The sequence below is a fragment of the Pseudomonas sp. Z003-0.4C(8344-21) genome (genome assembly GCF_900104975.1).
In the GTDB taxonomy this organism is placed as follows: domain Bacteria; phylum Pseudomonadota; class Gammaproteobacteria; order Pseudomonadales; family Pseudomonadaceae; genus Aquipseudomonas; species Aquipseudomonas granadensis.
Window position 1 is genome coordinate 43,802 of the sequence record NZ_LT629756.1, and the last position, 25,591, is coordinate 69,392.

The following is a 25,591-nucleotide window of genomic DNA, read 5'->3' on the forward strand; positions in this document are numbered from 1 at the left end:
AACCTGCCAAAGCGCTCAACTGACATAAACAAAAACCCCGCCACAGGCGGGGTCCTTGTTTCCGGCTTTGATGACAACTGGAGCGCTTAGCTTTTAGGGTTGAATTGCCCCAGGCACGCCTTGAACAGAATCTCCAATACCGACAGATTGCCTTTGAAGGCGCTGATCTTGGTGGGCACTTCACCTTTTGGATAACGACGTACTGTCGGCAACTCGACGCACTGGAAGCCCAGCTTCGGCGCGCGAAAGGACAGATAGGCCAACAGTTCGTACGTCATGAATACATCACGAAAAGGCGCCACGCGTGGATCGAGCAGCAGTTTGCGGCTGTAGGCGCGAAAACCTTGGGTAGTGTCGGTCCATTTGAAACCGGAGCTCAGGCTCAGCAACGGCGCATGGATGAAACGGATCGCAAAATCTCGCGAGGCAGGCGTGTTTTCTGCGACGCCGCCTGCCACGAAACGTGATGCCTGGACAAAGTCCACCCCTTGCTTCATCGCTTCGATGAAGCGAGGAATGGCATCCGGGTCATCCTTGTCATTACCGTCGATGGTTACGATGCCTTCGTAACCCTGATCCAGAGCGAAAGCGTACGCGCAACGCAACTGCGCGCTGAGCTTGCCTGGACCGGTCTTGACCAATAACCCGCGCACACCTGCCTGCTGCAACGCATCCAGCGCCAGCGAGCCATCGGTGCTGCCCCCGTCGACAATAATAATGTCGGCGTGGGAAGGAATACCGCACGCGGCCATTCTCGCCAGTAGATTCTTGATCCGTTCGCCTTCGTTGATCAGCGGAATAACCACGCAGAAATCACGCTGCCGGCCCAGCCACAGCGGTGTATCGAAAGTGGGTACGTGCCAGGAGCTACGCACGACAGGATCAATCAAGGAGGACGTCATCTTGTGTTCCATCAGGCCACGCGCGCAGTAATCAAAGCCACGCCGGCGATTACCAATAAAATCCCTGCACCGGTCGTCCAGTGAAAGGGCTCTCGAAAAATCAACACCGAAGACAGGGCCACAGCCGCCACCGCGCCTGCAGTCAGCACCGGGTGTGCAACGTTCAATGGCAAACGTGCAAGCGCGGCGGCGTACAACAGGAACGCCGTGCCGTACAGACCCAGTCCGAGCCAGAACGGCCAATTACTCAAGGCTCCCAGCGGGTCGGTCGGAGAAGGGAAGCGGCGTGGCGGGGTCATTGCAATCTTGATCAAGACACTCGCTGACGCGTTGGACAGGATTCCCAGCAACAGGATCATCCATTTCATGGCTTGCGCTCCATGTCCCGGACCCGATAGCAGTCAACGGCCTTGATCAACGCACGCTCGATCGAAGCCAGGTGTGGTTCGGCAGAAGTGGCGACCATTTCGATGGATACCAGATGATTCGGCAGATATTGCCGTACCGCGGCACTCATGCTTTCGTGGTTCGTAGAACCATCGCCCAATGGAAGAAGGTTCGGCTCACTCGCATGGATATGGCCAATCAATGATGCACAGTCTTCAAGCACTGCCATGGGCCGCTCATCGTTGATTGTCAAAGCGCCGGTGTCCAATTGCATGCGGATGGCCGGGTGCGCGGTTTGCCTGACCACAGCAGCCGTTTCAGCACTGGTGGTCATGAAGTTGGCGCCGTAACAGGTAGGATTCGGCTCCAGACAGATGAATACGCCGCATGTCCTGGCGATATCGCCCAACTGACGGAAGAACACCACCGCAGCCTCCAGCGCCTGCTGATCGGTCAAACCGCTTCTATCGCGATTCTTCGGCGAGCCGAACACCAATCGGGTGGCGCCCAGACGTCCCGCGACACGGCATACGCCGGTCAGATGCTGCAACAATGCCGACTGGCTTTGCGGGTCACCGAACACATTGAGACCACTGGTACCAAACAGCAATGACTGCATGCCGGTAATCTCGACGCCATGTTGAGCCCACCAGGTCTTGACCCGTGCAATATCCGCATCGGTTGCCTTGCTGCAGTCGGAAAAGTATTTGCCGGGGGCGATGTCGATTGCATCAATGCCATAGGCTCGCAGCAGCTGCGCAACGGCGTCGTCTTCAATGACATCCCAGGCGATGTTGGAAATGGCCAGTCTCATGATTTTACAAGCGCCCCGCGCGGCTCGGACTGGGCATACGCTCTGACGGCCAACAGGGTCTCGCGCAAGCTGTACTGATAACGACCTTCGCCACCGAACACATTTGCGTACCGAGTCTGCATGTCGTAAAAGCCGACGGGATTGTCCAAAGCGTTGGCGAACTCACGCGCAAAACCGTCCTTCGCAATGGCAGCCACACTGACAGGTTGCGCGGTCAGGTGGACAAGTTTGATGCCCGCCTCGATTGCCAGCTGAATATCGAACCAGAGATTGATCATCGGGTAAAACTGAAAGACCCCGCGGCTATCAATGGCATGCAGATTGTTATCGTTGAGGAAGTCGAAAATGACATTCTTGCGCAGACCTGGCCCTACCAATCCGGGAAGACGTACGATCAGGTGCTCGGGAAAGTGCGCCTCCACAAATTTTTCCAGCAGGCGACGGTTCAAGCCATAGGCGTGCAAACCGGACTCGTCCACCGGGGAATCTTCATCGACACCTACCGATGACTTGAAGACGTCAACCGTACTGATGAGGATAAAACGGCGGCACTTGAGCGTCTTCAAATGCGAAATCAAGCCTTCGATCTTCAAGCGGTCTGCTTCAGGTTCGCGGTTGGCGATCCACTTTTGTGCCGGCGCGCCGGCACATACGACGGTATCGAATGATTGACCTTCGATATCGGCGATATTGGTCGAACGATAAAGAGCTTGAAATTGCGCCTGCTTGAGCAGAGTGGTGCCCACGAATCCGGAAAAACCAATCAGTGCGTTGTTCATTTACCGCTCCTGCATGTTCCGGGGCTCGCTCGAAATGAACACAAGCGAATCGAGCCGTTCCAGAACGTCGTAAATATTGTCAATTTTACCGCCCAAGATCGAAAAGCACCCCGGCAAGGCTGCATGCTGTTCGAAAAGAATCGGCCGGCCGTCATCGCCTTCGTTTTTAACCAGCACGGTTTTCACTTCAAAAAGCGAATCCTTGTACCTGGCTTGCGACACTGCCGGTATATAACGAGCGACGTCACGAACCATACGGTCTACGCGACTGAGGCGCTCGTACTCCGCCAGTTTCCGGTATGGATCGATCCCCTTCTCGTCGGTCCAGTGCAAATGCGGGGTATAGCGGACGTGGGACAGCGTATGCAGACCGCGCGCCGGAAAAGGCATCATTGAAAAGAACGGCCCATCCATCACGGTGATCCCCAGGTTCACCAGGGCGTCGGGCATCTGCATCAGAGCCATTTCGGTGACTTCCTGCTTCAGTCCTGTACTGACGCCGGGAAAGTCCCCACCCAGTTGGTTCAACCCGCTGTAGCTGCAATTGAACACGTAGCGAGTAGTCAATTGCTCGCTCACGCCGTCGGGTCTGGCCAACGTCACCTGCAACGCATCGGTAGCTCTGGAAATGGCTTTGACGCACGTCTGATAACGAATCTTCACGCCGTTCTCGGCAAGCTCCCGCTCTGCCCAGGCGGCCAGACGAGTGGAATCGAACGCATGCTCCTCCACCAAAAACACGTCCTCGATGAGACGTGGCTCGAACAACGCTCGCAATGGCGGCGCAGCGGGTTCGATGGCTGCCCCGATCTCGCGGCAGAACCGCTCGAATTGCCCCGCCGTGCATTTCGAATTACGACGCGCGATTGCATAGAGCTTGGTGAAATCGGTTTTCACCGCCATTGGCCAATCGCGAACGAACCTGGGCAGATTGATACGACTGCGGTAAGCAGTCGTGAAGCTGCGCGGATAGTGGAAACCGTTATGCACTCGGGCCTGATTGTTGTAAGACGCACGCTTCATCAGACGCGCCTCTCGTTCAATCAGCACCACATTCTTCAGATTCCGCTGTTTGGCCATATAGATCGCGATCGCGGCACCGTAGAACCCACCGCCGATCACCACGACATCCTGTTCAGGGTGACGCATCAAGAGACCTGTTCGCTACGGCTACCGCCGGCCTTGTCGGCGACTTCTTCGATATTGAGCTTTTCCAGCCGCGTCATGCGCGCGCTGGTGAATTCCTGCCCCACATGGTAACGCGGCCCTTCATTCGACAAACTGACCATGTTGAGAATGTATTCACCCAGTACCAGCAGCACCAGCGAAATCAGGAAGAACATGCCCGACTGTTGTAGCGAAAGACTGACCCAGCCCGGCGCAATATCGGTTTTCAGCAGGGCAATGATCATGACGTAGACACCGTAGACCAGATTTGCCAGCGCACCGAACATCGACAGCCCGGTCACCAGTCGCATCGGCGCCCGAGTGGTCGACACCAGAAGGCGCATGCCCCGATCGATACTGTCGCTCAGGCTTTTTTTCGGAGCGGTTCGGGCCGCCGCACTGTATTCAAGCGAGGCGCGCGCAAATCCACCCGTAGCCGGAAGGTGGCGATAGGAAAGCGTCGGCTGGGGATGCTGGAGAATATAGTTGATTACGGTTTTGCTTAGAATGCGGTAGGACGGCGCCTCTTTGGCCAGATGCACGCCATTGCACCAGTTATACAACGTGTGAAACAGATTGTAGGCCGCACGGTAGGCAACGCTTTGAAGGGGTTTCTCGCGATTATTGGCAAAGACCACGTCGGCCCCTTTAACCGACTTGTCGAGCATTTGGGGCAGGAAATGAATGTCGTCCGCCAACGGGTCGATGACCGCAACAAAATCACCCAACGCGCTTTCCATACCGACCCAACAAGCCGAATCGGCATCGACTTCCTTGGTCAGCGCATAGACTTGCAAGTTAGCCATGCCTTGCTCACCGGTCAGACGCTTCATGATCGTGATGGTGTCATCTTCGGAAGCATTGTCCACAACGATCAATTCGAAATCACTGACAATCGGCGCAATCACCGCAGTCGCTTCGGAAAGCATGAACTCAATGGATTCTGATTGGTTACGTACTACGAACACCACAGAAAGAAAACACGGGTAAAAATCCATTTAATTTTTCACTTTTAAGCTGACTGATAGGGACAGGAATCGTTTTGACGCGAGGGGATCGAAGGATCGCATTTCAAGCAAACGCTGTCAGACTCAAACGTCATCCTCGCCGTCTCGCCTCGAGTCCGCTGTGGTTGGCATGGCCTGAGAATCGTCGGGTTCGTCGTCCGCTGCCTCCAGTTCCTTTCGGGTTTCGAGGATTGCCTGACGAATCTCCTTACCCTTGATCGGGCAGTTGAGCAATTGGGCAATTCGGTCGACTCGTTGTGTCATGCCAGCCTCTGGCGCACTGAAAAGTACCTTAATAGTGCGCGCTTTTTCCTGCTCAGGCCAATGCTCAGCGGTGATAACGCCGCACCGCGCTGCTGTTGCGCAGCACATGGCCTTTGATTTTTTCCATCAGCTCGGCGCGGGTCAGGCCGGCGGGCAAAGCGTCGGGGGCCAGATCCAGAGCGTAGATCTGGATGATGTAGTGGTGCGCGCTATCGCCCACGGGCGGGCATGGGCCCATGTAATGGGTGTTGCCTTTGCTGTTGGTGCCGCCGACGCCTTCGAGGGCGGATTTGGCGCCGACGCCGGCGGCGATCTGGCGGGTCGCGGGTTTGATGCCGTAGTGAATCCAGTGATCGACACCCAGGCCTTTCTGGCCGTCCGGGTCATGCATGACGATGGCGTAGCTCTGGGTTCCGGCCGGGCCGGCGTTCCAGCTCAGCGCGGGCGACTGATTCTTGCCGCCGCAACCCGGGGCGTCGCTGGCGGCGGCCGAGGTGAACAGGCGGTTATCGGAAACCCCCGGGATGCTCAGGGTGAAGCGTTCCTGGGCCTGCGCCGGAAACTGCACGCAAAGGGCGACGGCAACGGCCGCCAGCCAAGGGTTGAGAGAGGTCAATCGGGTCATTCCGGGAGCACCTTGTGCAGTGGGGCCGTCGTCGGCCTGCAAACTATAGCCGTACCGTTCGTGCCGTGGCAGTAGCAAATGGCTGAACCTCGAAATGCCGCACGCGTTCACAAGAAAAATGCCTGCGAGGAAACCACCATGCCCCTGCACCGTGTCGCCCGTTTCGCCGATGTTCCGCAAGATCGAGGCCTGCAAGTGGAAATCGGCGACTGCAAGATCGTGCTGTTGCGGACCAACGGCCAATTGCGCGCGTTTCAGGGGCTGTGTCCGCATGCCGGTGCGCCGTTGGCGGAGGGCGCGTTGTGCCATGGGCGGTTGATCTGCCCATGGCATAAAGCCGCGTACCGCGCCGAGGATGGTGCCCTGTGCGAGCCGCCTTCACTGGACAGTCTCAAGCGTTATCCTCTGGAGTTGCGCGACGATGAAGTGTGGGTCGATGACCAGCCGCTGCACGATCCACACATGCCGCCTGCCGACGATTCGCGAACGTTTGTGGTGGTCGGAGCCGGTGCGGCAGGAACCGCGTGTGCAGCCGCGCTGCGGGAGAAAGGTTTTGGCGGACGAATTGTACTGGTCGACGGCGAAGCGGATGCCGGCTACGACCGTACGGTGCTGAGCAAATTCGTTCTCGCCGGCGAGATGTCGCCAAAAGAAGTACCGCCCTTGCGTGATCAGGCGTTCTACCAAGCGCAGCGCATCGAACGGGTGCAAGGCGAAGTCAGCTCACTCGACGCACCGAGTAAAACCCTTCATTTGAACAACGGCGGAGTTCTGCGTTACGACGCTGCGGTACTGGCTACCGGCGGCGCGCCGAACCCGCTGAAGCTGCCCGGCGCCGATCTGGCCAATGTCTTCGTGCTGCGCTCGAAAACCCACGTCGAACAGATCATCGGCGCCGCTCAAGCGGATCAGCGCGCGGTGATCATCGGCGACAGCTTCATCGCACTCGAATGCGCTTCGGCGCTGCGTCAGCACGGCCTCGACGTCACGGTACTGGCCCGTCATGCGACGCCTTTTGCCAAGCAATTTGGCGAAGCCGTGGGCAAGGCGATTCGCGCGTTGCACGAGGCGCATGGGGTGAAGTTCATCACTGATCATGAGGCCACGGAAATTCTTGGTGAGGACAGGGTCGAGGCGGTGCTGCTGGACAACGGTCTGCGCCTCACGGCTGATCTGGTGCTCGCCGGGATCGGCGTACACCCGGCCACCGAAGCGTTCGCGTCATTGCCCAGAGAACACGATCAATCATTGCGCGTCGATGGCGGCATGCGCGTGAGCGAAGGGTTATGGGCCGTGGGTGATATCGCCACGTTCCCGCTGAACGGCCAGCCGCAACGCATCGAACACTGGCGCCTGGCGCAACAACACGCGCGCATCGCGGCCGCCAACATGCTCGGAGGCGATGAGCATTACCTCGATGTGCCGTATTTCTGGACCTTCCACTTTGGCAAGAACTACGACTATCTGGGTCACGCCGAGGCGTGGGATGAAGTCGAATTTGATGGCGAGCCGGAGAAACCGCCGTTCATTGGCCTGTTCGCCAAAAACGGCGTTGTGGTCGCGGCGTTGGCATGCGACAGACAGCGCGCGATTGCGCTGCTTGCCGAGCGGATGAAACAGCCGCTGTCGATAGCCGAAGCGTGGAAGCTGATTCGCGACTAACACCGATCGTTCCCACGCTCCTGCGTGGGAACGATCAGACTTGATCAACGGATCAGGGTTTCGCGCTGTTCGTCATCTTCGGCGTGCAGAAAGATCACCCGCGGATGCTCCAGCGGCGCCAGCGGTGGCGGCAACTCCGCCGGTTGTACCGGCCACAAATGTGTTTCCACATGACTGATGTCGCCGTCCTGATCGTTGTGGATGGTCATCACCCCCGGCGTGCGCAGTTTCTGCAACCGATCATCACACAGCTTGAAGCTCTTGCTCAGCCCTTGATCGTCGATCACTGGCGAGGGCAAACGGCGCTGGGCAAAGCTGCGGCTTTTACGCTGTTGATAACGCGCCCAGCCAATCAGCACCACCGCATTGGCCAGCGCCACCCATAAATAGATCTGCAATGTGCCCAGCGCATCGAACGCCGAGTTGTCGATGCGCGGCCCGCCGACGTGCGTTTCGACCAACGGCCACAGGCCGCGAATCAGCAGGAACAGCAGGCCGATCCACGCCACCAGCGTGACCAGCACATCAATCACGAGCAGCAGGGGTCGCTGGCGGGTCCGGATGATTTTCATTTGATGACCTCCTCTTCGTCGTCGCCGATCGGTTTGATGCCCCTGTCAGGACTGACCCAGCGCGCACGTTGCTGATGTTGGCCGAACAAGACTTTGGGGAAGCTGACGAGCGTGGTCAGCAGGCTGACGAACCAGAACGCGATCGGGTACCAGACCACCCAGAACATGGTCTTGCCCAAACCCGGCTCGTAGCGGCGGTCAATGATGATGCTGACGGCAAACTGCACCAGGCAGACGAACGCCAGCAGCAACCCGGTGAATGCCGGCGGCATCAAGTGATGCACAGCGATCGCTTCAGGCATGACCACGAACTTGCCCACGCCCCAGAAAATCACCGAGAGCAGAAAGGTGAACGCCCAGCCGGTCGACAGGCAGTATTCGAACAGCAGCGGCCACAGGTAACGATGGCGGTACTGCCAGATGCCACGGATGTTTTTGAACAGCACTTCGGCACCGCCCTGAGCCCAGCGCAGGCGCTGCTTCCAAAGGCCGCCGAGGGTTTCCGGCATCAGAATCCAGCACAGCGCGCGCGGCTCGTAGAAGATGCTCCAGTGATCGAGTTGCAGCTTCCAGCTGATATCGATGTCTTCGGTGATCATGTTCGGGCTCCAGTAGCCGACCCGGTTCAGCGCCGTGCGGCGGAACGCGACAATCACCCCGGACACGGTAAAGATCCGCCCGAACACCCGTTGCGTGCGCTTGATCAGGCCGATAATCGACGAGAACTCGCCAACCTGCACCCGCCCGACCAGCGTCGAGCGCGTGCGAATCCGCGGGTTGCCGGTCACCGCGCCAAGGCGTGCGTTATCCAGCATCGGTGCGACCAGGTAGGCCGCGGTGTTCGGCGCCAACAGCGCGTCACCGTCAATGCACACCAGATACTCGCTGCGCGCGGCGATGGCACCCATGCGCAGCGCCACGGCCTTGCCCTGGTTCTCCGCCAGATGCAGCACGCGCAGGCGCGGATCTTCCTTGGCCAGCGCATCGAGGACTTCGGCGGTGTTGTCCCTGGAGCCGTCGTTGATCGCGATGACTTCGATGTTCGGATAATGCTGGGCCAGTGCCGCGTGAATGGTGTCAGCGGCGTTTTCACCTTCGTTGTAGCAAGGGATCAGGATCGAAATCAGCGGCTCGCCTGCCAGCGGCGGCGGCAAGGTGTCGTCCTTCCATGGCCAGTGGCGCTCCCAGTGCAGCCAGAAATACAGGCCGCCGGCAATCCACAGGCCCGACATGAACAGCGGGTAGAAGAACACGAAGTCCATCAGGAACTGCCCGGTGACCAGGAAGATCAGGCCCAGCGGCACGCCGAGGACGAGCGCCAGAACCAGCAGGGCTAACAGTCTATCCAGCATCTCAGGGATTCCATTTGTTGGAGAGCGCAGGCCGTACGGTTTTCAGGTCCGGCAAGTTGTCGAGAAAATTGTCCGGGTAATAACCGAAGCTGGTCGCACCCTGACGCTTGAGACGGCCCATCCAGTCGGCCAGCTGCGCAGCGTCGATATCGGCCTGGTCCTTCTTGGTCCAGTCCCGCGCCTGCAATTCGAAGACGGTGCGGTTCAGCGCGCCGGGACGTTTGCTGACAGTGGCGACCAATCTCTCCAGCCACGGGCCCGACTCTGCCTGGGTCTGTTTTTCCATCAGCGGCATCGCCATCGGCGCGGTCCAGTCGTAGGTCGCGAGGAAGTCATCGAGGTTCTGCGCGAACCAGGCTTCGCTGTCGGGGTTGAGCATCGGTTCGGCAAAAATGTTGCGCGCGGTCTGCACTTGCGGACCGCGAATAGCGCGGACCTTGGCCGTCAGCTCGTTGGTGAAATCGATGAGGTAGCGGCTCTTGAAGCGCGTCCAGCGTTGCATCGCTGCCGGGTCATCGCGCAGCGCGGCAATCGAACCCGGCAGACCCTGAGCGGCGTAGGCTTTCAGCGCTTGCGGACCGGCGTCTTCGAAGTCCGAAAGCACCGCGTCATCGTGGTAGAGAATGCCGTCGACCGAGGTCAGTCGCGCCACGTCCTCGTAGATTTCGCCGATAATGCGCCGCACTTCCGGATCGAACGGTGACAGGCGTTTGTACTGATCAGGATCCACCGAAGTGGTGGCAGTTTTCGGGTCCCAGCGCGTCACTCGCGGCAGCTTCGCGTCCAGCTCGAAGCTGAGCACCGGCATCCACGCGTAGACTTTTACGTGAGCCCGGGTACGCAACTGCCAAGCGACACGGTCGAACAGATCGGCGCGCATCGGCAAGTGACGATTGGGGAAATACAGCGAGTGCACCAGACCGTCACCCTTGGGATCGGCGAAGGCCTGCAGAAACACCGTATTGGCGCCCAGGTCGGCCATGCGCTGCACCAGTTTGCCGAGGTTGATGTCCTGCTGTGCCGGGTCCGGGTCGTAGACATTGTCCAGATCGACATGCACCACGCGCATGGCCTGCTGCGCCTGCACACCGACCACGCTGTTGGCGAAATGCTCGCCGTCCGGGTCGGAGGCCACCAGGAAGCGCGGGCTGCTCATCAGGTTATCGAGGGCGTCGAGACCATCGTCCAGCGTCAAGGCCATTTCGTAGCCTTCCTCACCGACCACCGTCAGTGACGTGCCGTCCGCCGCACCATACGGCCAGACCCACACCCGCGGTTTCTTGCCGGTGGCCTTGCGGATCTTCTCGGAAATATTACTCACGTCGGTGCGAATCCGTGCGCGGAAATCAGCTTCGGATTCATAGCGTTTGGTGACCGGGTCGTAGCGTCGGGCCGCGGCCGCCGGCTGCAGGTTACCCTGCGGGTTGGCGAGGATACCCTTGTGGTTGGCGTCAGTGTGCGCGGCGATTTCCACCAGACCGGATTGCGAGATCTCGCGCACCTGATCCCAGGTCAGGAAGTCGGAACGTGCACGCGGCGTGCCGGCGAAATCCACCGGTTGAGTGAGCGGCGTGTCGACCCAGCTGCCGACCGGCGCCAGCAGTGCGTGCCATTTATAAGCGCGCAGAACCGGCAGTACGCGAGTGTAAAAGCTCGCATAACCGTCGTCGAAACTCAGCAGCACGGCTTTTGCCGGCAGCTCCGGGCCACCCTTGCGTGCGGCCATGATCTGGTCGACCGTCACCGGTTGGTAGCCGTTTTCGCGCAGCCACGCCAGTTGTTCGATCATGCGCTCGGTGCGTACCGCCACCACGGCCTGATCGGGATCAAGGTCTTCGACATCGTGATAGGCGATTCCAAAAACATGGTTTTTCGGCCATGGCTTTTCACTGGCCACCACCGGACGTTCGGAGGGGGGCGTGAAAGCCGGGGCTTGCTGGGCGCAGGCGCTGATCAGCAGCGCTCCCAGCAGAAGGATCAAACGCGAAATAAAAGGCATCTTAAAACTCTTCTAGAAGCGGAAAGTGAGGTCGACGAGCAGACGCAGATCAGTCTCTCGATCTCCGTCGTAGGGCCGGTTGATCACACTGAACAGGCCGCCGACCTCGAACACGTCGTTCCATGCATAGCGTTGGCCATAGCCGAGCAGGGCCATGCCGCCGGTGCCGTGATCACGCTGACTGTAAGTCCCCGCGCCCGCCTGGAATTGCTGGCTCCAGGCCGTTTCGTAGCGGTGGTAGAGCACGTGATTGACGTTGACCAGCGGCATCACGCTGAAGTCGGATTTGGGATTGAAGTACGGCACGTCATCGGATTGCGAGTTGTGGCTGGTGCCGACTTCCAGCCCCGCATCGACCTGCAGTTTCGGCGAGCTATAGACCCCCTCACGACCGGTCAGCAAGGCTTCGACGCGGTTATTGCCATCGCTGAAGTGCGACGGGCTCACCGACAGGCGCCACTCGCGGCTTTCATTGGCGCGCCAGCGCAGGAACGCGCTGCCACCATTGGCCTTGATATCGCTGTTGAGCGCGCGCAGCGGCGTTTCGGCCGACAGGTATTCGAGGCTGCCGCCGTACTGCCAGTGATCATTGATGTCACGGGCGAGCGCCAGCCGTGCACCCTGCTTGTCGCCGAAACCGTAGTCGTGACTGGACACTTCGGCTTCAAGAGTCATGTCACGGGTGCGCCGCTCCAGACCGACACGCTGGAAGCGATGGTGACCGGTGCCCTCAGCGAAATCGCCGGTGGCGTAACCGAGGCCGGCGAACACGCGCCAGTCTTCATTGATCGGCGGGCTGTACAGGGTGCTCTGGATGCCGAAGTCGCGACTGCCACTGACCGCACCGGCATCGCCACTGCCGCCGCCGTTGGCCTTGCCGCCGTAGGCTTCGACGCGCAATTCGGCCATGTCGTGGACTTCGCGCTCACGGGCCAGACGTTGCACCTGGCGGTTGTCCGGGTTACGCGCCAGCACGTCGTCGACCAGCGCATCGTTCTGCCGCCACTCCTGCAATTCCATGGCGGTGCGCGCTTGCGCCACTTCCAGACCGATGTCGCGCGGCGCGATACTTTCGGTTTCCTTGAGCTGGTTTTCCGCGCGGCGTGGCCATTGCCGGGCCAGATACAGATCGGCCTGAGCCAGACGCAAACCGACGTTCCCCGGCGCCTGATCGACCAGGGTTTGCAAGCGTTCCTCGCCGTGGGGCAGATCGGCGCCGTAGGTGCCGGCCTGCGCTGCCAGTTGCTGGGCGTCTATCCATTCATCGTTGGGATTGCCAATCGGCAGGCCCTTGAGCTCGACGCGCGGGCGCTGTGACTTGGCGAGGTCTTCGGCGACCTTGCGCGCTTCTTCGGCACGATCGCTTTCCAGCAATGAGTAATACAGTGCGGTGGTGTCTTCGAGGCGATCGCCGCTATCGGCGTCCGGTGCCGAGAGCACCTGGCGATACAGGTCGGTGGCGATTTCCGGCTGACGCTGATCCAGACAGGATGCCGCGACCCAGCGCAACGCGTAGGTGGGAATCTTCACGCCTTCGCCTTGCAGTTTCTGGTATTCGCTGATGACCTCAGCCGTGCGTGCTCGCGCCTTGAGCGCGCCCATGCGGTCGATGCGCCAGCGGATCACGTCGTCGTGAGCCGTGGCGTCCGGCGTCCAGGTGGCGAGCAACTGGTCGTAATCGGCCAAGGCGCGGTCGGCGATGACGTAGCGTTCTTTTTCGCTGCGCGTGGCGAGTTCGGCGAGGCGCACGCGTTCGGCAGCCAGATCGCCTTCCAGGCGACGCAAGGTGACCGGATCGATCAGCCCCGGACGCTGTTTAGCGAGACGCAGCGCCGGCTCTGGCAAGCGCGCCTTTTGCAGCGCGACCACATACTCGCGGGCAACTTCCGGTTTGCTGCCGGCACGAATGAAAGCCTGATCGTATTCGAACAAGGCGTCGTACTGCTTGCCGGCGCGGGTCAGCGCATAGCCCAGCGCGAGGCGCCGCGCAGGATCATCGGGTTTGGCGGCGACCAGCGCTTTGGCGCGTGTCACCGCTTCATCAGGTTTGCCGGCATCCGCCTGAGTCAGGGCCAGGCCCAGTTGCAGGTCGGCGTTGTCCGGCGCCTGGGCCAAGGCCTTGTTGTAGACCTCAGTGGCTTTATCCCAGCGCTTGAGGTTGCGATAGGCCCGCGCGGTGGCCGTCAGCGCCTGCACCGGCAGCACGCGGTCGCGGCCCTGGGTCTCGTAGACCTGCACCACTTCGGCGTCGAGTCCGGCCCAACTGGCGATTTGCAGGTGATCGCTGATCTGCCCGGTGCTCGCCTGACCCGGCGGCATCTGGCGAAGCAGCGTCAGCGCAGGCGTGTAATGCCCGACACGGGCGTCGCGCACCATCTGATCATAGGGTGTGTCGGCGAACGCCAGGGCCGGCCAGAGCAACTGGCTGCACAGCGCGACTTGAAACAAAGGGCGTAAACCACGATGTAGTACAGAACCATCAATACGCGGCATTCGTCAGCATCCTTACATGGCCAGCCGGGTCGCGATGCCCCTCTTTGCCCATTCGTAACGGTGGCCAATGGCAACATCCATGGCCACGCTTAGTCAGGCAGTGTTGCACGCAAGCGTAGACCAGTTTTCGCAACGCAATAATTGTTCAGAATCCACGTAGTGCGGGGTAGGAGGCTGCGCAAATCCCGAACGCCAGACGGCAAAACGCCCGGCGCCTGTGGGTGACAGAGGCCGGGCGTTTCTATTGATGCCGCTCGATCACTGCACTTGCGTGACGCCGGCGAACTTGCTCATCAGGAAGCCGACGAACTGTTCAACGGTCATTTTCTGGCCGTTGAATTCGACCTGATTGGCCGCGTAATGCAGCTTGGTCACAACGTTGGTGCCGTCGACCACCGCCAATTGCGAACCGACGGCCATGCCAGCAAACATGTCTGCTGCTTCCTTGGACTGATCGACGATGGCTTTGGCGTCGGTCTGACCATCCAGTTGCGCTTGCACGCTGAGCAGATCGACCAGCATCGGTTTCGATACCTGAATATTCAGGTCCAGCAGAGCGATCAGTTGCTTGCCCAGTTGATCCGGTGGCAGATCCATCGACTGCGGCTTGGTCAGGTCAATGACCAGATTGGCGCGGCTTTCGCCGTTGGCGGTGTTGAACGAGAGGTTCTCCAGCGCCAGTTGCGGGCCGGCGGCGAGCAGTTTCTGCAGGTCGGCTTTGACCTGCGCGTTTTCCGCTTCGGTCAGGTTCAGCTCCGGTGCCGGCAAACCCTGAGCGGCCGCTTCGGCGGCAGCTTTTTCATAAGGCTGCAGCTTGGTCTGGTAGATCTGCATCAGCGACATCGTCGACGGAATGTCGAGGTTCTTCAGGCTCATGGCCATGGCCGCCGAGCCGACTTTCTTGTCGTTGAGGGTCACTTCGCCAATCTTGTAGTCAGCGCGGCCGGAAGCATTGCTGGCGTTTTCTTCGGTGCGGTTCTTCATTTCGAAGTTCTTCACACCCAGCACCATCGGCTGCGCACCGAAGGTGGTTTTGCTGCTGGTCACTTCCAGGGTGTTTTCCCCGGTGTAGTAGCCATAGCTGCTTTTGGCGAGGTTGCTGGCCAGGGTCAGGCCGTTGATTTCGACCTGCACCGGTGTCTGGTCTTCGGCCACGGTGACCAGTTTCAGGTTGTCCATGTAACCGTCCGCCTTGACCTTCTGCGCCTGGGCGCTGGCGGAAATGTCCATGGTCAGGCCGGAAAATTTCAGGTTCGACTGTGCATCCAGCGCGGTTTCGAACGGCACCAGGTCCAGCGTGCTGGTGGTCGATTCGTCGTAGCCGATGTTGGTCACACCTTTGAGCGGCGCGACGCCCTTGGTCGCGGCGAACCATTTTTCGGTGGTCGGGCTCTTTTCCAGCTCGTAGTTGCTGGTGGCCATGACCGGCAACCACTTCAACGACACCAGCCGCGAGAATGGCAGCGGGCCGTGCTCTATGTGATCGACGAACAGCAACTCGACCGGTGCATCGCCGAACATCTCGCCCTCGCCTTTGAGACGATAGTGCGCGGTGCTGGTGAACGTGTGGCGCTCCAGCGACACCAGTTCCAGAGACGCCGTGCCGTTGGAGCCGGCCATGGCGGTCTGCAGCTCTTTGTTGGCGTTGCTGACGGCGTTGTTCAGCACGCCCTCGATCTTGGTCCCGGTGTACCAGGCCCCGCCCGCGCTGATCGCGCCGATGGCAACAACAATTCCGAGAAGCACGCCTGCTGATTTATTCATGAATGACCTGATCGATTTCCGTGGCTGTGAGTGTGGTCGTCTTCCCTGAACCCGTGACCGGGTCGCGGCTCGACTGCGCTGAATTCAGCGGTGGAGATTAGCACCGGGCGCGGGAACCGGCCCAATGTTTAAAGGTTAAAGAGTGTCCATGGGGGGAATGGACAGTCGGCGGGCCATGAGAGTTTCGCAGTGAACACAGCCGCCATCGCTGGCAAGCCAGCTCCCACAAGGATCTCCAGCGAACACAAATTCTGTGAACACCACAAAACCTTGTGGGAGCTGGCTTGCCAGCGATGAGGCCGGTTGATTCAGTCGAGCATCAGGAGTACTCAGCCTCGATCTCATCGAGTTGATGATCAAAGCTCTTCAGCCGCGCCGTCCAGGTATAAACCAGCACTTCAAAGTCACGATCGATCACCGCACCCTCCGGCCCCTCGGCGCGCGGGTCGCAGAAATCCAGTTGATAGCGTTCGCGGGCCATGGCGGTGGCGACGTCGGAGAGTTCGCGGGCGTTGTTCAGCCAGTGCCAGCCCTCGTCGGCGATCTGCTTGTCGAGTTCCAGGCATTGCTTTTTAAGGGCTTCGAGGCTTTTTTCCAGCGGGGTGCCGGTGAGTTCGCCCATGACTTCGGCGAAGGTGCGCCCGGGCTGCCAGTAGCTGCCCCAGAAATAGCGGTCGAACACGGTTTCGACCCGGCGCAGGGCGACTTTGGTGTCCCAGATCAGCACCAGGACCTTGCCTTGTTCCAGTTGGCGTTTCTTGACCCGCTGCACCTGAACCGAGGCCCACGCGACCACGACGATCGCCATGACCGCGATCAGCGCCACAGCACTGTCGAGGAAGATCATGGCCGTGTCGATCTGGTGGGCCAGCATGATGCCGTAGAAATAGGTGGCCGATAGCAGCACCAGCGCTATCAAGGCGCACCAGAAGCCCAGAGCATAAGGGTTTTTCATTATTGGTTTCCCCCGGACCAGCGCCAGCGATGCGTGCAGAAGGCGCGCTTTGCACGGGGCGCGCCTCCAACACTTCAAAGCATAGCAATGACCTCAGGGTTTGCCGGGGCTTGAAGCGTGCGTTCGTCCGCTTTCCCAGCCGCCGCCCAGGGCGAGGAACAAATCGATCTGGCTCATCGCGACTTGCGTGTTGGCGGCGGCCAGTTGCGCGGTGACATCGGTGTAGGTGCGGGTCGCTTGCAGGTCGGCGAGGAACGACTCGCGGCCGGCCTGGAAAAAGCGGTGCGTCTGCTCGGCGGCCAGTTTTGCCGACTGCTCGGCCTCGGCCAATGCGTCGCGGCGTTGCAGCAGCGCACTGTACTGAGCCAGGCCGGTCTGGGTTTCACGGATGGCGTTGAGCACCACGCCGTCGAAATGCGCCAGCGCGCCCTGGGTATTGGCCTCGGCTTCGCGGATGCGCGCGCGGGCGCCGTTGGTCGGCACTTTCCAGTTCAGCGACGGGCCAAAGCCCCAGCGGTTGGTCGACGGATCACCGAGGTCATCGATGATGCCGACCGTGCCGATGGTCGCGCCGATGCTGATGTCCGGGTACAACTCACCGGTGGCGATGCCGATCCCGGCTGTGGCCGCGGCCAGACGCCGTTCGGCCTGACGGATATCCGGGCGCCGCTTGAGCAATGCGGCGCCGTCACCGACTGGCAGCAACTGAGCGATTTTCGGCAGCTCGGCGCAACTGGCGGTGCCCGCCGGCAGTTGATCGACCGGTGTGGCCAGCAGCATCGACAGACGGAACAAACCGGCCTGACGCGCCGCTTCGTAGCGCGGCATGTCGGCGCGCAGGGACTTGAATTGGGTTTGCGAACGGGTGACCTGGGTTTCGTCGCCACGCCCGGCGTCCCGCAAACGCTGGATCAACGACGTGCTTTGCGATTGCAGATCCAGGGAATGCTGAGCGATCTCGCGCTCTTCGTTGGCGGCACAGATTTGGGTGTAGGCGCGCACAACGTCGGCAACCAATGTGATGCGCGCGGTATCGGCGGCGGCCTGGGTCGCGTCGGCGTTGGCTTTTGCCGCTTCGATACCACGTTGCAGCGTGCCCCACAGATCGAACTGATACGAGGCGCTGATGCCGATATCGGCGATGTTGGCCACCGGCACTTTTTCCGGCAGCAAAAATGCCTGTCCGGATTCCTGCAAACGCTGGGCGCCCATTTTCACCCCACCGCTCCAGCCGCCTGCCGCTTCGGCTTCATCGACCTGCGCCCGCGCGCGTTGCAGGTTGGCTGCCGCCACACGCAAATCGGTGTTGGAGGCCATGGCCTGCTGCACCAGCTGATCCAGACGCGGATCCTGGTACAGCCGCCACCAGTCCGCTGGCACGGGCGCCGAGACCACCGGTTTGCCGGCCACCGTCAGTTCGCCCTGAATGTCCTTGCGCTGAATCGCCGCGTCGTCAGGCACCTGATAATCCGGCCCGACCACCTGACACGCCGACAACATCAGGCCGAGCCCGGCGATGATCAGCGCCCTGCTCATTGCGCAGGCTCCCGCTGTTGATCATCCTCAATGATCGACACCGTGGCCGTGCGTCCGGCGATCATGCGGAAATCTGCCGGCACCTCATCAAAGGCGATACGCACCGGAATCCGCTGCGCCAGACGCACCCAGCTGAACGCCGGGTTGACGTTGGGCAACAGGTTGCTGCCGCTGGTGCGGTCGCGGTCTTCGATGCCGGCAACGATGCTTTCGACGTGGCCGCGCAGTCTGGCGCGGTCGCCGATCACGCGGATGTCCACCGACTGACCGACATGAATGCCGTCGAGTTTGGTTTCTTCGAAGTAGCCGTCGATGTGGAATGAATTGCTGTCGACCACCGACAACACCGGACGCCCGGCGGTGACGAATTCCTGCGGACGCGGCGCGCGGTCGTTGACGTAACCGTCGACCGGGCTGCGGATCACCGAACGGTCGAGGTTGAGCTGCGCGCTGTCCACCGCCACCAACGCCTCGGCCAGCGCCGATTGCGCACGGGCTACGCGCGACTGGCTTTCTTCCAGTTGCTCGGCCGGCACCAGGTTGCCCAAGCCACGGTTACGCTTGGCTTCACGCTGCGCCTGGGCAAGGGTTTCTTCGCGATCGGCGACAGCAGCCTTGGCCTGACGCAGGGCCAGTTTGAAACGGTCCTGGTCGATGCTGAACAACACCTGGCCGCGCTTGATCAGCTGGTTGTCCTTCACTTCCACCTGCTGGATCAGCCCGGACACGTCCGGGGCAATCTGGATGATGTCGGCGCGGATGTGGCCATCGCGGGTCCACGGCGCAAACATGTAATACATCACCATGCGCCAGACGAGGACCACGGCGAAGGTCACGATCAGCAGGGTCAGGACCACGCGACCAATAGTCAGAAACGGTTTTTTCATGTCATCAGGTATCGACTGAGTGAGTCCACGCCGTACAGCAGCACGGCATAGAGCGCCACGTTGAACAATGCCCGGTGCCAGACCAGACGGTAAAAGTGCAGGCGTTGCAGCACGCCATGCACCAGCAAAAACAACACGTAAGTGATGCCCATCAAAACCAGCAGCGTCGGCAGAAAGATGCCGCTGATGTCCAGGTCACCGATCATAGGGGCGCTCCATCGGGCAGCGGTTCTTCGGGCTCGGCGCTGGAGACGAATTCGACGCCCGGCAGCAGGGCCAGACGCAAACCGCTCAAGGCGTGCAACAGGTGCCGGCGGGTTTCATCGTCGCCCTGGCCATTGAGCGCACGGCGGGTACGGTCGAGCGTCATCAGCAGACCGCTCGGCGCTGGCAGGCGTTCGCCAGCCTTGAGGCAGGCGCGGAAATACTCGCCGACCTCGCTGACCACTTGCTGCAGCAAGGCCTTTGGCGCACCGCTCACCCGCGGGGTATAGGCAAGCAAATCGAGCATATTCAGCCCCACGCGCACTTCACGCATCGCAATCCCGGTGTCTTGCCCTGTCAGGGCCAGACGCGGCAAATGCTGCATCAGTCGATCGAGCAGTTGCACGCCCAGTTGCCGGTGCTCGGCGAGGTTGGCCGGCTCGGTCATGCGCACGATGTCCTTCCAGCTGAAACGAGTCAGACGCTTGGCCGCCAGTTCCGCGCCGAACGGCCGCGCCACCAGCGTCCAGATAAATGCGAACAACAGGCCCAGCGGCCCTGCCAGATTGGAGTTCACGAAGGCGAAAAAGTCGGCATCGTAAGCGCCTTGAATGCTGATGAACGAGGAGGTATTGACCAGTGTCAGCAGCATCCCGAGGTAGAAACGCGGCTGTACGGTCAACGTGCCGACGCAGATGAACGGCACCGAAAACGCCAGCACCAGCATCGGGAAATCATGCAGGTTGGGCAGGATCAAAAACAGATAAAGACTGGCGAACAGCACTGACATGCCGGTCCAGAAAAAGAACCGGTAGATCTGCGGTGCCGGGTCATCCATCGAGGCGAAGAAACTGCACGCGACCGCCGCGAGAATCACCGCACTGCCGCCGTCCGGCCAGCCGAGCAGGATCCACAACACTGAAGCGACGATGATCGCCAGAATCGTCGAAGCCGCCGAATACAGCATCAACCCGCGATCGATAAACGGCGTCAACCGGCCGAGGCGCCAGTGGCGATACACCGCACGCCAGCTGTCCTGGCGTTCGCACAAAATCGCGTCCTGCAGACTGCGACAGTCCTGCCACAAATCGATGAATTCGCCGAGGCGATACAGCGCGTTGGAGAACAGCAACTGTTTGCGATCCTCCAGCGCTTCGGCGCTCGGCTGTAAAGCGTCGAGCTGATCTTTCAGCGCCTGCCAGCGACTGAGGTCAGCATCTGTATGGCTCAGCCATTCGCGAGTGGCCGTCAGCAGCGGCTGGAATTGTTCGACCAGTTCCGGGGTGCGCCGCTCAAGGGCATACAGCGAATCTTCCAGCGCATCGATCACCGGCAGCAGGTGGATCATCCGCCCGCGCAGTTCATTGGTGTTGCGCACGGTCTGCGGACGCGCGCCTTCGTGAGGCAACTGGCCAATCATCAATTCGAGGCTGTTGAAACTGGCAACCATGGCCATGCGCAAAGCCGTGACTTCCTCGGGCTGCACATCGCGGCTGAGAAACTTCTGGCTGTAGGTCGTCGCGTCGGCGAACCATTTGCTCACTGCATCGTTGAACACCGGTGCCAGGCGACGCGGCCAGAATATCGCCCCGACCACGGCAGCGACGGCGATGCCGAGAAAAATCTCTTCGGTCCGCGCCTCGGCCACATCCCATACCGCCAGCGGATTATCAACCACCGGCAGGGCGATCAGCGGCAAGGTATAGCCGGCGAGCATCAACGCGTAGCTGTTGGCGGTGCGCAGGTGCAAGGACATGAACAGCAGAATCCCGGTCCACAAGGCGATCACCACCACCAGCACATACGGGCTCTGCACAAACATCGGCACGAACAGCACCGCCGCTGTAGCGCCGAGAAAGGTGCCGATCGCGCGGTACAACGCCTTGGAACTGGTCGGCCCGAGAAACGGGCTGGAGACGATATACACCGTGGCCATCGCCCAATACGGACGCGGCATTTGCATGAGCAGGGCGATGTACAGCGCAATCATCGACGCTGCAAAGGTACGGACCCCGTAGAACCAGTCCCGGGCCGGCGGAATGCCAGTGAAAAAACCGTTCAAGAATTGACCACCACAGGCGGGCTGGCCGCCTCAAAAGCCCTGAGTACCCGAAGCGTAGCTTCCAGATCGTCCCGATCGATGCCTTCGAGCACCTCGTGGCGCAAGCGCACCAGCTCGACCTCCACCGCTTGCACCAGCTCACGGCCGCGGTCGGTCAGGCTCAGGCATTTGGCGCGGCGATCCTGAGCATCCTCGGTCCGGCAGACGTAACCGGAATGACACAGCTGATCGAGCAGGCGCACCAGCGACGGGCTCTCCATGCCGGCAGCCTGAGCCACCTGAACCTGGCGCACACCTTCGCCAAGACGCCCGATCATCAACAATGGAACGGCGCAGGCTTCGGAAATTCCATAGTTCACCAGCGTGGTCTGGCAGATCTTCCGCCAATGCCGCGCGGCCACCACCATGGCGCTGCTGATGTTCATCTGGAGATTGTCGAGGGAATCGGACACGGGAAAACGGACACTGTTAGTTTGCTAACTATCAATATCGCATTGGAGAGGAAATTCAGTCAAGTTTTGAAACAAATCTCCCCGCTGGTCGCCGTGATCAAACAAATAATGCCAATTAAGTGATGACAAGGTATATACGTTGTCATTACTAGTCGTAGGAGACTGACATGTCAAAACAAGCCGTTTTCACAATGAAGCTAGAGCCGGAGCTCCGAGAAGAATTCATGGCGGAAGCAGAGGCGGCACATCGGCCAGCCTCGCAAATTATGCGAGACATGATGCGTCAGTACGTACAAACCCAACGAGAGGCGCGTGAATACGAAGCCTTTTTACAACGCAAGGTTGAAATCGCTCGGGAATCCATGCGTTCGGGGAACGGATTGAGCAACGAAGATGTAGAAGCCGCGTTCGCTGCCAAACGCAGGCAGGCGGAAGATCGCCTATGAGGATTATATGGACGCCAGCCGCCGCACAGGATCGTGCAGACATTTGGGATTATTTGCAGGCCGCCAACCCAAGAGCGGCCATCGAAATGGATTTACGCTTCAGCGAAGCGGTACATCGCCTTTCTGACAACCCGCTGATTGGCCGTGCCGGCATCATTGCCGGTACACGGGAGGTGATTCCACATCCAAGTTACCGTCTTGTCTATCAAACGGAGCGCGACGCCGTCTATATCATGGCGCTGGTTCATACGGCACGAGCTTGGCCTCAGCCGAAGTAATCACCCCTCACGCCCCTTACGCAACATCACATCCAACTGATCCACCACCTCCGCCCAATCCGCATCCTCCAGAATCTCGTCGCGCAGGAACTGCGCCTGGCTTTTCGACCAGAAAAACGCCTCCGCCAAATGCAATTCCGGCTTGAGCGGGGAATGGCTGGCAATGAATTGGTCGATGCTGATCGGGTCGTCAGCGAGGCCGAGTTGTTTGAACAGGGCCGGGAGGCTGTGTTGTGGTTTTTCCATGCTGCAACTCCTGTGGAATTCAGGCGCGGCGTTGAACCGCTTGATCCAGTGGAGTTGAGCATAGCTGGCGCTGTTGATTCAGGGCTTTGCGACGTCCGGCGTGGCCGAAGCCATCTGCTGCGCCGGATACATCGACTGCCATCCGCCGCCCAGCGCCTTGTACAAGCCAACCATCGCCAGCGAGACGCCGGTGGAGCTTTCGACCCACTGTTCCTGGGTCGCCAGCAAGGCGCTCTGCACGGTGAGGACGTTGACGAAGTCGGACACGCCTTCGACGTATTGTTGCTGCGCGGTGCGCAGGGCGATCTGGTTCTGGCGCACGGCTTCGGCGAGGCTGTCGCGGCGGCGCTGGCTGGCGTTGTAGGCGGTCAGTTGATCGTCGATTTCGTGCCAGGCGCGCAGTACGGTTTGCTGATAAGCGATGGCAGCTTCCTGCTGTTGCGCTTCGCGCAGTTGCAGCATGCCGCGCAGGCGTCCGCCGTCGAACAGCGGCAGGCTGAATTGCGGGCCGATGCCGAACGCGCGCGAGCCCCAGGAACCGAAGTCGCTGAGTTGCATGGCTTGCGAGCCGAGGTTGCCGGACAAGGTGATGCGTGGGTAGAAATCGCCCTTGGCCACGCCGACAGTGGCGGTGGCCGCATGTAGACGTGCTTCGGCCTGGCGGATGTCGGGGCGTCGTTCGGCCAGTTGCGACGGCAAGCCGATCGCCACTTGTAGCGGTGGCTGCGGCACCGCTGCGTCTGTGGATAACTCTTTGGCCAAGGCCTGCGGCGGCTCGCCCATCAACAGGCTGATCGCGTTGATCAGTTGCGCCTGGCGCTGCTCCAGCGCCGGCAGGCGCGCTTCGATGGCGGCGACCTGCGCGGCGGCTTCGGCGACGTCCAGATCGGTCGCCACGCCGTCGGCCAGACGCAGTTGTGAAAGCTTGAGGCTGTGACGGGCGACGTCGAGGTTCTGTTCGGTGACGGCGCGGGTGTTCTGCACGCCGCGCAACTGAATGTAGTTTTGCGCGGTGTCGGCGAGCACGGTCAACAAGACGCCACGGCGGTCGTTTTCGGCGACTTGCAGGTTGGCGTTGGCGGCTTCGGTTTCACGGCGCACGCGGCCCCAGAAGTCCAACTCCCAGGACGCAGAGAAACCGGCATCCCACAGGTTGAAGGCCGAATCGCCGTTATGCCCGGAAGGATCGTTGAGGCCTTCGCCACTGTTGCGCTTGCGTCCATAGCTGCCGCTGGCAGCGGTGTTCGGGTAACGCTCGGCAGTGATCACCTGACGGGCGGCGCGGCTTTGCTGCAGACGACGGCTGGCCAGTTGCAGGTCGAGGTTGCTGCGCACGGCACGCTGGGTGAGAGCCGAGAGCTGCGGATCTTTGAAGACCTCCCACCAGCGCTCGTTGAGCGGTTCGCTGACGGCTTGGCTGGGGGCGGATTTGGCGGGTTTGGCCCAGTTGGTGATTGGCGTGGCTTCGGGCCTTTGGAAGTCGGGGCCGACAGTGCAGGCGCTGAGGCATAGGGTGAGCAAGGCACTTGAAGTGATTTGCTGCCAATAGCCCCATCGCTGGCAAGTCAGCTCCCACAGGGTTTGCGCAGGCTGTCCAGATTTTTCAGGGCTGCCCATGGACCCTGTGGGAGCTGGCTTGCCAGCGATGAGGCCAGTCAATTCAACGCCGGTCATCGCTGTACCACCTCGCGATCCACCTTCGCCTGCGCCGTATGGATACTCGCCTCCACCGACATCCCCACCCGCAACCGTTCGGCCAATGGCTGGCCCGGCTCCAGCATGATCTTCACTGGAATCCGCTGTACGACTTTGGTGAAATTGCCGGTGGCGTTGTCCGGCTTCACCGCGGCAAATGTCACACCGGTTGCTGGTGCGATACTTTCGACGCGGCCGCTTAACGTTTCACCACCAAGGCTGTCGACGCGCACCTGCACATCCTGCCCCGGCTGCACATCGGTCAGCTGGGTTTCCTGAAAATTAGCTACTACATAGGCCTGCTGCAACGGCACCACCGCCAACAGTTTGCTGCCCGGCGTCACGTAGGCACCGACCCGCACCGCGCGCTCGCCGATCATGCCGTCCTGCGGCGCGGTGATGCGCGTGTAGGAGAGGTTGAAACTGGCGATTTCCAGCGCCGCTTGCGCGTGTTTCAGACTGCCTTCGGCGGCGTCCCGTTGCGCCGTGAGGATTTCCACTTGCTTGCGCTCGGCGGCTAGCTTCGCCGTCGCCGTGTCGAGCCGCGCCGAGGCCTGATCGATCCGCGTGCGCGCCTGTTGCGCATTCTGCACCGTACCGGCACCGACACCGGCGAGGTGGTTGTAGCGGTTCAGTTCCTGCTGGGCGAAAGCCATCTCAGCCTTGGCCGACACCACGGAGGCCTGAGCCTGGGCGATCAGCGAAGTCTGGCGCTCCAGCGTCGCCCGGGCATTCTGTAGCTGCGCTCGCGCGACCAGGGTTTGCGCGTCCGCCGCTTCGGCTGCGGCACGTAAGTCGCGGTCATCAATCAACGCCAGCAATTGCCCGGCCTTCACCTGCTGGTTGTCCTCGACCAGCACTTGCTTGATGAACCCGGCGACGCGCGGCACCACCAGCGTGTAATCCGCCGAGACAAAGGCATCGTTGGTGCTTTGCTCGGTCCGTTTACCAAACAGGCCAGGCAGCGCCAGGTACACCAGCACGCCGACAGCCAGCGCAGCGGCAACGGCCACCGCGAGTTTTTGCTTTGCTTGAGTCGTCAT

24 protein-coding genes are annotated in these 25,591 nt (G+C 60.7%); 3 read left to right on the forward strand and 21 right to left on the reverse strand.

All coding sequences use genetic code 11. The annotated features are described in order from the left end of the window. Window positions 1-86 precede the first annotated feature (86 nt). From BLU24_RS00210 to BLU24_RS00245, 7 genes are all read right to left on the reverse strand, one after another. Entirely contained in the window at window positions 87-902 is an 816-nt protein-coding gene (locus BLU24_RS00210; protein WP_090288146.1) for a glycosyltransferase family 2 protein, read from the reverse strand. An 11-nt stretch (window positions 903-913) separates the two neighbouring features. Then, window positions 914-1,270 carry an EamA family transporter gene (locus BLU24_RS00215; RefSeq protein WP_090288145.1) on the reverse strand — a complete coding sequence of 119 codons (357 nt, stop codon included), beginning with the start codon at window positions 1,268-1,270 and terminating at the stop codon, window positions 914-916. Then, a complete protein-coding gene (locus BLU24_RS00220; protein ID WP_093095961.1) occupies window positions 1,267-2,103 on the reverse strand; it encodes a sugar phosphate isomerase/epimerase family protein in 837 nt (278 codons plus the stop codon). Before BLU24_RS00220 ends, BLU24_RS00215 begins: the two co-directional genes overlap by 4 nt. Beyond that, entirely contained in the window at window positions 2,100-2,882 is a 783-nt protein-coding gene (locus tag BLU24_RS00225; RefSeq protein ID WP_093095964.1) for a pyridine nucleotide transhydrogenase, read from the reverse strand. Before BLU24_RS00225 ends, BLU24_RS00220 begins: the two co-directional genes overlap by 4 nt. After that, window positions 2,883-4,031 (reverse strand): FAD-dependent oxidoreductase, encoded by a 1,149-nt coding sequence (locus BLU24_RS00230; protein ID WP_093095968.1) that lies wholly within the window; start codon window positions 4,029-4,031, stop codon window positions 2,883-2,885. It abuts the gene before it with no gap. Then, entirely contained in the window at window positions 4,031-5,047 is a 1,017-nt protein-coding gene (locus BLU24_RS00235) for a glycosyltransferase (RefSeq protein WP_093095974.1), read from the reverse strand. Before BLU24_RS00235 ends, BLU24_RS00230 begins: the two co-directional genes overlap by 1 nt. 337 nt (window positions 5,048-5,384) lie before the next feature. Then, on the reverse strand, window positions 5,385-5,945 hold the full coding sequence (locus tag BLU24_RS00245; RefSeq protein WP_090288133.1) for a YbhB/YbcL family Raf kinase inhibitor-like protein: 561 nt from the start codon (window positions 5,943-5,945) through the stop codon (window positions 5,385-5,387). A gap of 138 nt (window positions 5,946-6,083) precedes the next feature. Here BLU24_RS00245 and BLU24_RS00250 point away from each other — a divergent pair, with 138 nt between their 5' ends. Next, a complete protein-coding gene (locus BLU24_RS00250; protein WP_093095979.1) occupies window positions 6,084-7,607 on the forward strand; it encodes an FAD-dependent oxidoreductase in 1,524 nt (507 codons plus the stop codon). A gap of 44 nt (window positions 7,608-7,651) precedes the next feature. On the opposite strand, the gene pgaD is transcribed toward BLU24_RS00250, so the two are convergent. The 11 genes from pgaD to BLU24_RS00305 form a co-directional block, all read right to left on the reverse strand. Then, window positions 7,652-8,179 (reverse strand): poly-beta-1,6-N-acetyl-D-glucosamine biosynthesis protein PgaD, encoded by a 528-nt coding sequence (gene pgaD / locus BLU24_RS00255; protein ID WP_093095984.1) that lies wholly within the window; start codon window positions 8,177-8,179, stop codon window positions 7,652-7,654. Beyond that, complete coding sequence (gene pgaC, locus BLU24_RS00260; protein ID WP_090288127.1) at window positions 8,176-9,531, reverse strand: poly-beta-1,6-N-acetyl-D-glucosamine synthase; 1,356 nt, start codon at window positions 9,529-9,531, stop codon at window positions 8,176-8,178. The genes pgaD and pgaC overlap by 4 nt, the downstream gene beginning before the upstream one ends. A gap of 1 nt (window position 9,532) precedes the next feature. Further along, window positions 9,533-11,530 (reverse strand): poly-beta-1,6-N-acetyl-D-glucosamine N-deacetylase PgaB, encoded by a 1,998-nt coding sequence (gene pgaB, locus BLU24_RS00265; protein WP_093095989.1) that lies wholly within the window; start codon window positions 11,528-11,530, stop codon window positions 9,533-9,535. A 12-nt stretch (window positions 11,531-11,542) separates the two neighbouring features. After that, window positions 11,543-14,023, reverse strand: a complete 2,481-nt coding sequence (gene pgaA / locus BLU24_RS00270; RefSeq protein ID WP_093095993.1) for a poly-beta-1,6 N-acetyl-D-glucosamine export porin PgaA — start codon at window positions 14,021-14,023, stop codon at window positions 11,543-11,545. Window positions 14,024-14,281: 258 nt separating this feature from the next. Next, entirely contained in the window at window positions 14,282-15,787 is a 1,506-nt protein-coding gene (locus BLU24_RS00275) for a YdgA family protein (protein ID WP_093095996.1), read from the reverse strand. Between the two features lie 319 nt (window positions 15,788-16,106). Further along, the gene (locus BLU24_RS00280; protein WP_093095998.1) at window positions 16,107-16,742 is read right to left on the reverse strand and encodes an NADH:ubiquinone oxidoreductase subunit N; all 636 of its coding nucleotides are present in this window, start codon (window positions 16,740-16,742) and stop codon (window positions 16,107-16,109) included. Between the two features lie 93 nt (window positions 16,743-16,835). After that, complete coding sequence (locus BLU24_RS00285) at window positions 16,836-18,278, reverse strand: efflux transporter outer membrane subunit (RefSeq protein WP_093096003.1); 1,443 nt, start codon at window positions 18,276-18,278, stop codon at window positions 16,836-16,838. Beyond that, on the reverse strand, window positions 18,275-19,165 hold the full coding sequence (locus BLU24_RS00290; protein ID WP_093096007.1) for an efflux RND transporter periplasmic adaptor subunit: 891 nt from the start codon (window positions 19,163-19,165) through the stop codon (window positions 18,275-18,277). The genes BLU24_RS00285 and BLU24_RS00290 overlap by 4 nt, the downstream gene beginning before the upstream one ends. Next, window positions 19,162-19,371, reverse strand: coding sequence for a DUF1656 domain-containing protein (locus BLU24_RS00295; protein WP_016772264.1), 210 nt, complete (start codon window positions 19,369-19,371; stop codon window positions 19,162-19,164). The genes BLU24_RS00290 and BLU24_RS00295 overlap by 4 nt, the downstream gene beginning before the upstream one ends. Then, entirely contained in the window at window positions 19,368-21,431 is a 2,064-nt protein-coding gene (locus BLU24_RS00300) for an FUSC family protein (protein WP_093096010.1), read from the reverse strand. The genes BLU24_RS00295 and BLU24_RS00300 overlap by 4 nt, the downstream gene beginning before the upstream one ends. Further along, window positions 21,428-21,856, reverse strand: coding sequence for a MarR family winged helix-turn-helix transcriptional regulator (locus BLU24_RS00305; protein WP_090288108.1), 429 nt, complete (start codon window positions 21,854-21,856; stop codon window positions 21,428-21,430). Before BLU24_RS00305 ends, BLU24_RS00300 begins: the two co-directional genes overlap by 4 nt. Window positions 21,857-22,050: 194 nt before the next feature. Here BLU24_RS00305 and BLU24_RS00310 point away from each other — a divergent pair, with 194 nt between their 5' ends. After that, window positions 22,051-22,329: an antitoxin of toxin-antitoxin stability system gene (locus tag BLU24_RS00310; protein ID WP_090288106.1), complete on the forward strand. Its 279-nt coding sequence runs from the start codon at window positions 22,051-22,053 to the stop codon at window positions 22,327-22,329. Next, the gene (locus tag BLU24_RS00315) at window positions 22,326-22,607 is read left to right on the forward strand and encodes a type II toxin-antitoxin system RelE/ParE family toxin (protein WP_093096013.1); all 282 of its coding nucleotides are present in this window, start codon (window positions 22,326-22,328) and stop codon (window positions 22,605-22,607) included. The genes BLU24_RS00310 and BLU24_RS00315 overlap by 4 nt, the downstream gene beginning before the upstream one ends. On the opposite strand, the gene BLU24_RS00320 is transcribed toward BLU24_RS00315, so the two are convergent. From BLU24_RS00320 to BLU24_RS00330, 3 genes are all read right to left on the reverse strand, one after another. Continuing rightward, on the reverse strand, window positions 22,608-22,853 hold the full coding sequence (locus tag BLU24_RS00320; RefSeq protein WP_093096019.1) for a DUF2789 domain-containing protein: 246 nt from the start codon (window positions 22,851-22,853) through the stop codon (window positions 22,608-22,610). It lies immediately after the preceding gene. A 78-nt stretch (window positions 22,854-22,931) separates the two neighbouring features. Beyond that, window positions 22,932-24,527: an efflux transporter outer membrane subunit gene (locus BLU24_RS00325; protein WP_172833229.1), complete on the reverse strand. Its 1,596-nt coding sequence runs from the start codon at window positions 24,525-24,527 to the stop codon at window positions 22,932-22,934. After that, a complete protein-coding gene (locus BLU24_RS00330; RefSeq protein ID WP_093096023.1) occupies window positions 24,524-25,591 on the reverse strand; it encodes an HlyD family secretion protein in 1,068 nt (355 codons plus the stop codon). The genes BLU24_RS00325 and BLU24_RS00330 overlap by 4 nt, the downstream gene beginning before the upstream one ends.

Coding starts and splice junctions, on each gene's coding strand:
- BLU24_RS00250 (WP_093095979.1), top strand. CDS start 6,084: ATGCCCCTGCACCGTGTCGCCCGTTTCGCCGATGTTCCGCAAGATCGA.
- BLU24_RS00215 (WP_090288145.1), bottom strand. CDS start 1,270: ATGAAATGGATGATCCTGTTGCTGGGAATCCTGTCCAACGCGTCAGCG.
- BLU24_RS00230 (WP_093095968.1), bottom strand. CDS start 4,031: ATGCGTCACCCTGAACAGGATGTCGTGGTGATCGGCGGTGGGTTCTAC.
- BLU24_RS00325 (WP_172833229.1), bottom strand. CDS start 24,527: ATGACCGGCGTTGAATTGACTGGCCTCATCGCTGGCAAGCCAGCTCCC.
- pgaC (WP_090288127.1), bottom strand. CDS start 9,531: ATGCTGGATAGACTGTTAGCCCTGCTGGTTCTGGCGCTCGTCCTCGGC.
- BLU24_RS00275 (WP_093095996.1), bottom strand. CDS start 15,787: ATGAATAAATCAGCAGGCGTGCTTCTCGGAATTGTTGTTGCCATCGGC.
- BLU24_RS00225 (WP_093095964.1), bottom strand. CDS start 2,882: ATGAACAACGCACTGATTGGTTTTTCCGGATTCGTGGGCACCACTCTG.
- BLU24_RS00330 (WP_093096023.1), bottom strand. CDS start 25,591: ATGACGACTCAAGCAAAGCAAAAACTCGCGGTGGCCGTTGCCGCTGCG.
- pgaB (WP_093095989.1), bottom strand. CDS start 11,530: ATGCCTTTTATTTCGCGTTTGATCCTTCTGCTGGGAGCGCTGCTGATC.
- BLU24_RS00210 (WP_090288146.1), bottom strand. CDS start 902: ATGACGTCCTCCTTGATTGATCCTGTCGTGCGTAGCTCCTGGCACGTA.
- BLU24_RS00285 (WP_093096003.1), bottom strand. CDS start 18,278: ATGAGCAGGGCGCTGATCATCGCCGGGCTCGGCCTGATGTTGTCGGCG.
- BLU24_RS00320 (WP_093096019.1), bottom strand. CDS start 22,853: ATGGAAAAACCACAACACAGCCTCCCGGCCCTGTTCAAACAACTCGGC.
- pgaA (WP_093095993.1), bottom strand. CDS start 14,023: ATGCCGCGTATTGATGGTTCTGTACTACATCGTGGTTTACGCCCTTTG.
- BLU24_RS00280 (WP_093095998.1), bottom strand. CDS start 16,742: ATGAAAAACCCTTATGCTCTGGGCTTCTGGTGCGCCTTGATAGCGCTG.
- pgaD (WP_093095984.1), bottom strand. CDS start 8,179: ATGAAAATCATCCGGACCCGCCAGCGACCCCTGCTGCTCGTGATTGAT.
- BLU24_RS00245 (WP_090288133.1), bottom strand. CDS start 5,945: ATGACCCGATTGACCTCTCTCAACCCTTGGCTGGCGGCCGTTGCCGTC.
- BLU24_RS00290 (WP_093096007.1), bottom strand. CDS start 19,165: ATGAAAAAACCGTTTCTGACTATTGGTCGCGTGGTCCTGACCCTGCTG.
- BLU24_RS00310 (WP_090288106.1), top strand. CDS start 22,051: ATGTCAAAACAAGCCGTTTTCACAATGAAGCTAGAGCCGGAGCTCCGA.
- BLU24_RS00220 (WP_093095961.1), bottom strand. CDS start 2,103: ATGAGACTGGCCATTTCCAACATCGCCTGGGATGTCATTGAAGACGAC.
- BLU24_RS00305 (WP_090288108.1), bottom strand. CDS start 21,856: ATGAACATCAGCAGCGCCATGGTGGTGGCCGCGCGGCATTGGCGGAAG.
- BLU24_RS00235 (WP_093095974.1), bottom strand. CDS start 5,047: ATGGATTTTTACCCGTGTTTTCTTTCTGTGGTGTTCGTAGTACGTAAC.
- BLU24_RS00295 (WP_016772264.1), bottom strand. CDS start 19,371: ATGATCGGTGACCTGGACATCAGCGGCATCTTTCTGCCGACGCTGCTG.
- BLU24_RS00315 (WP_093096013.1), top strand. CDS start 22,326: ATGAGGATTATATGGACGCCAGCCGCCGCACAGGATCGTGCAGACATT.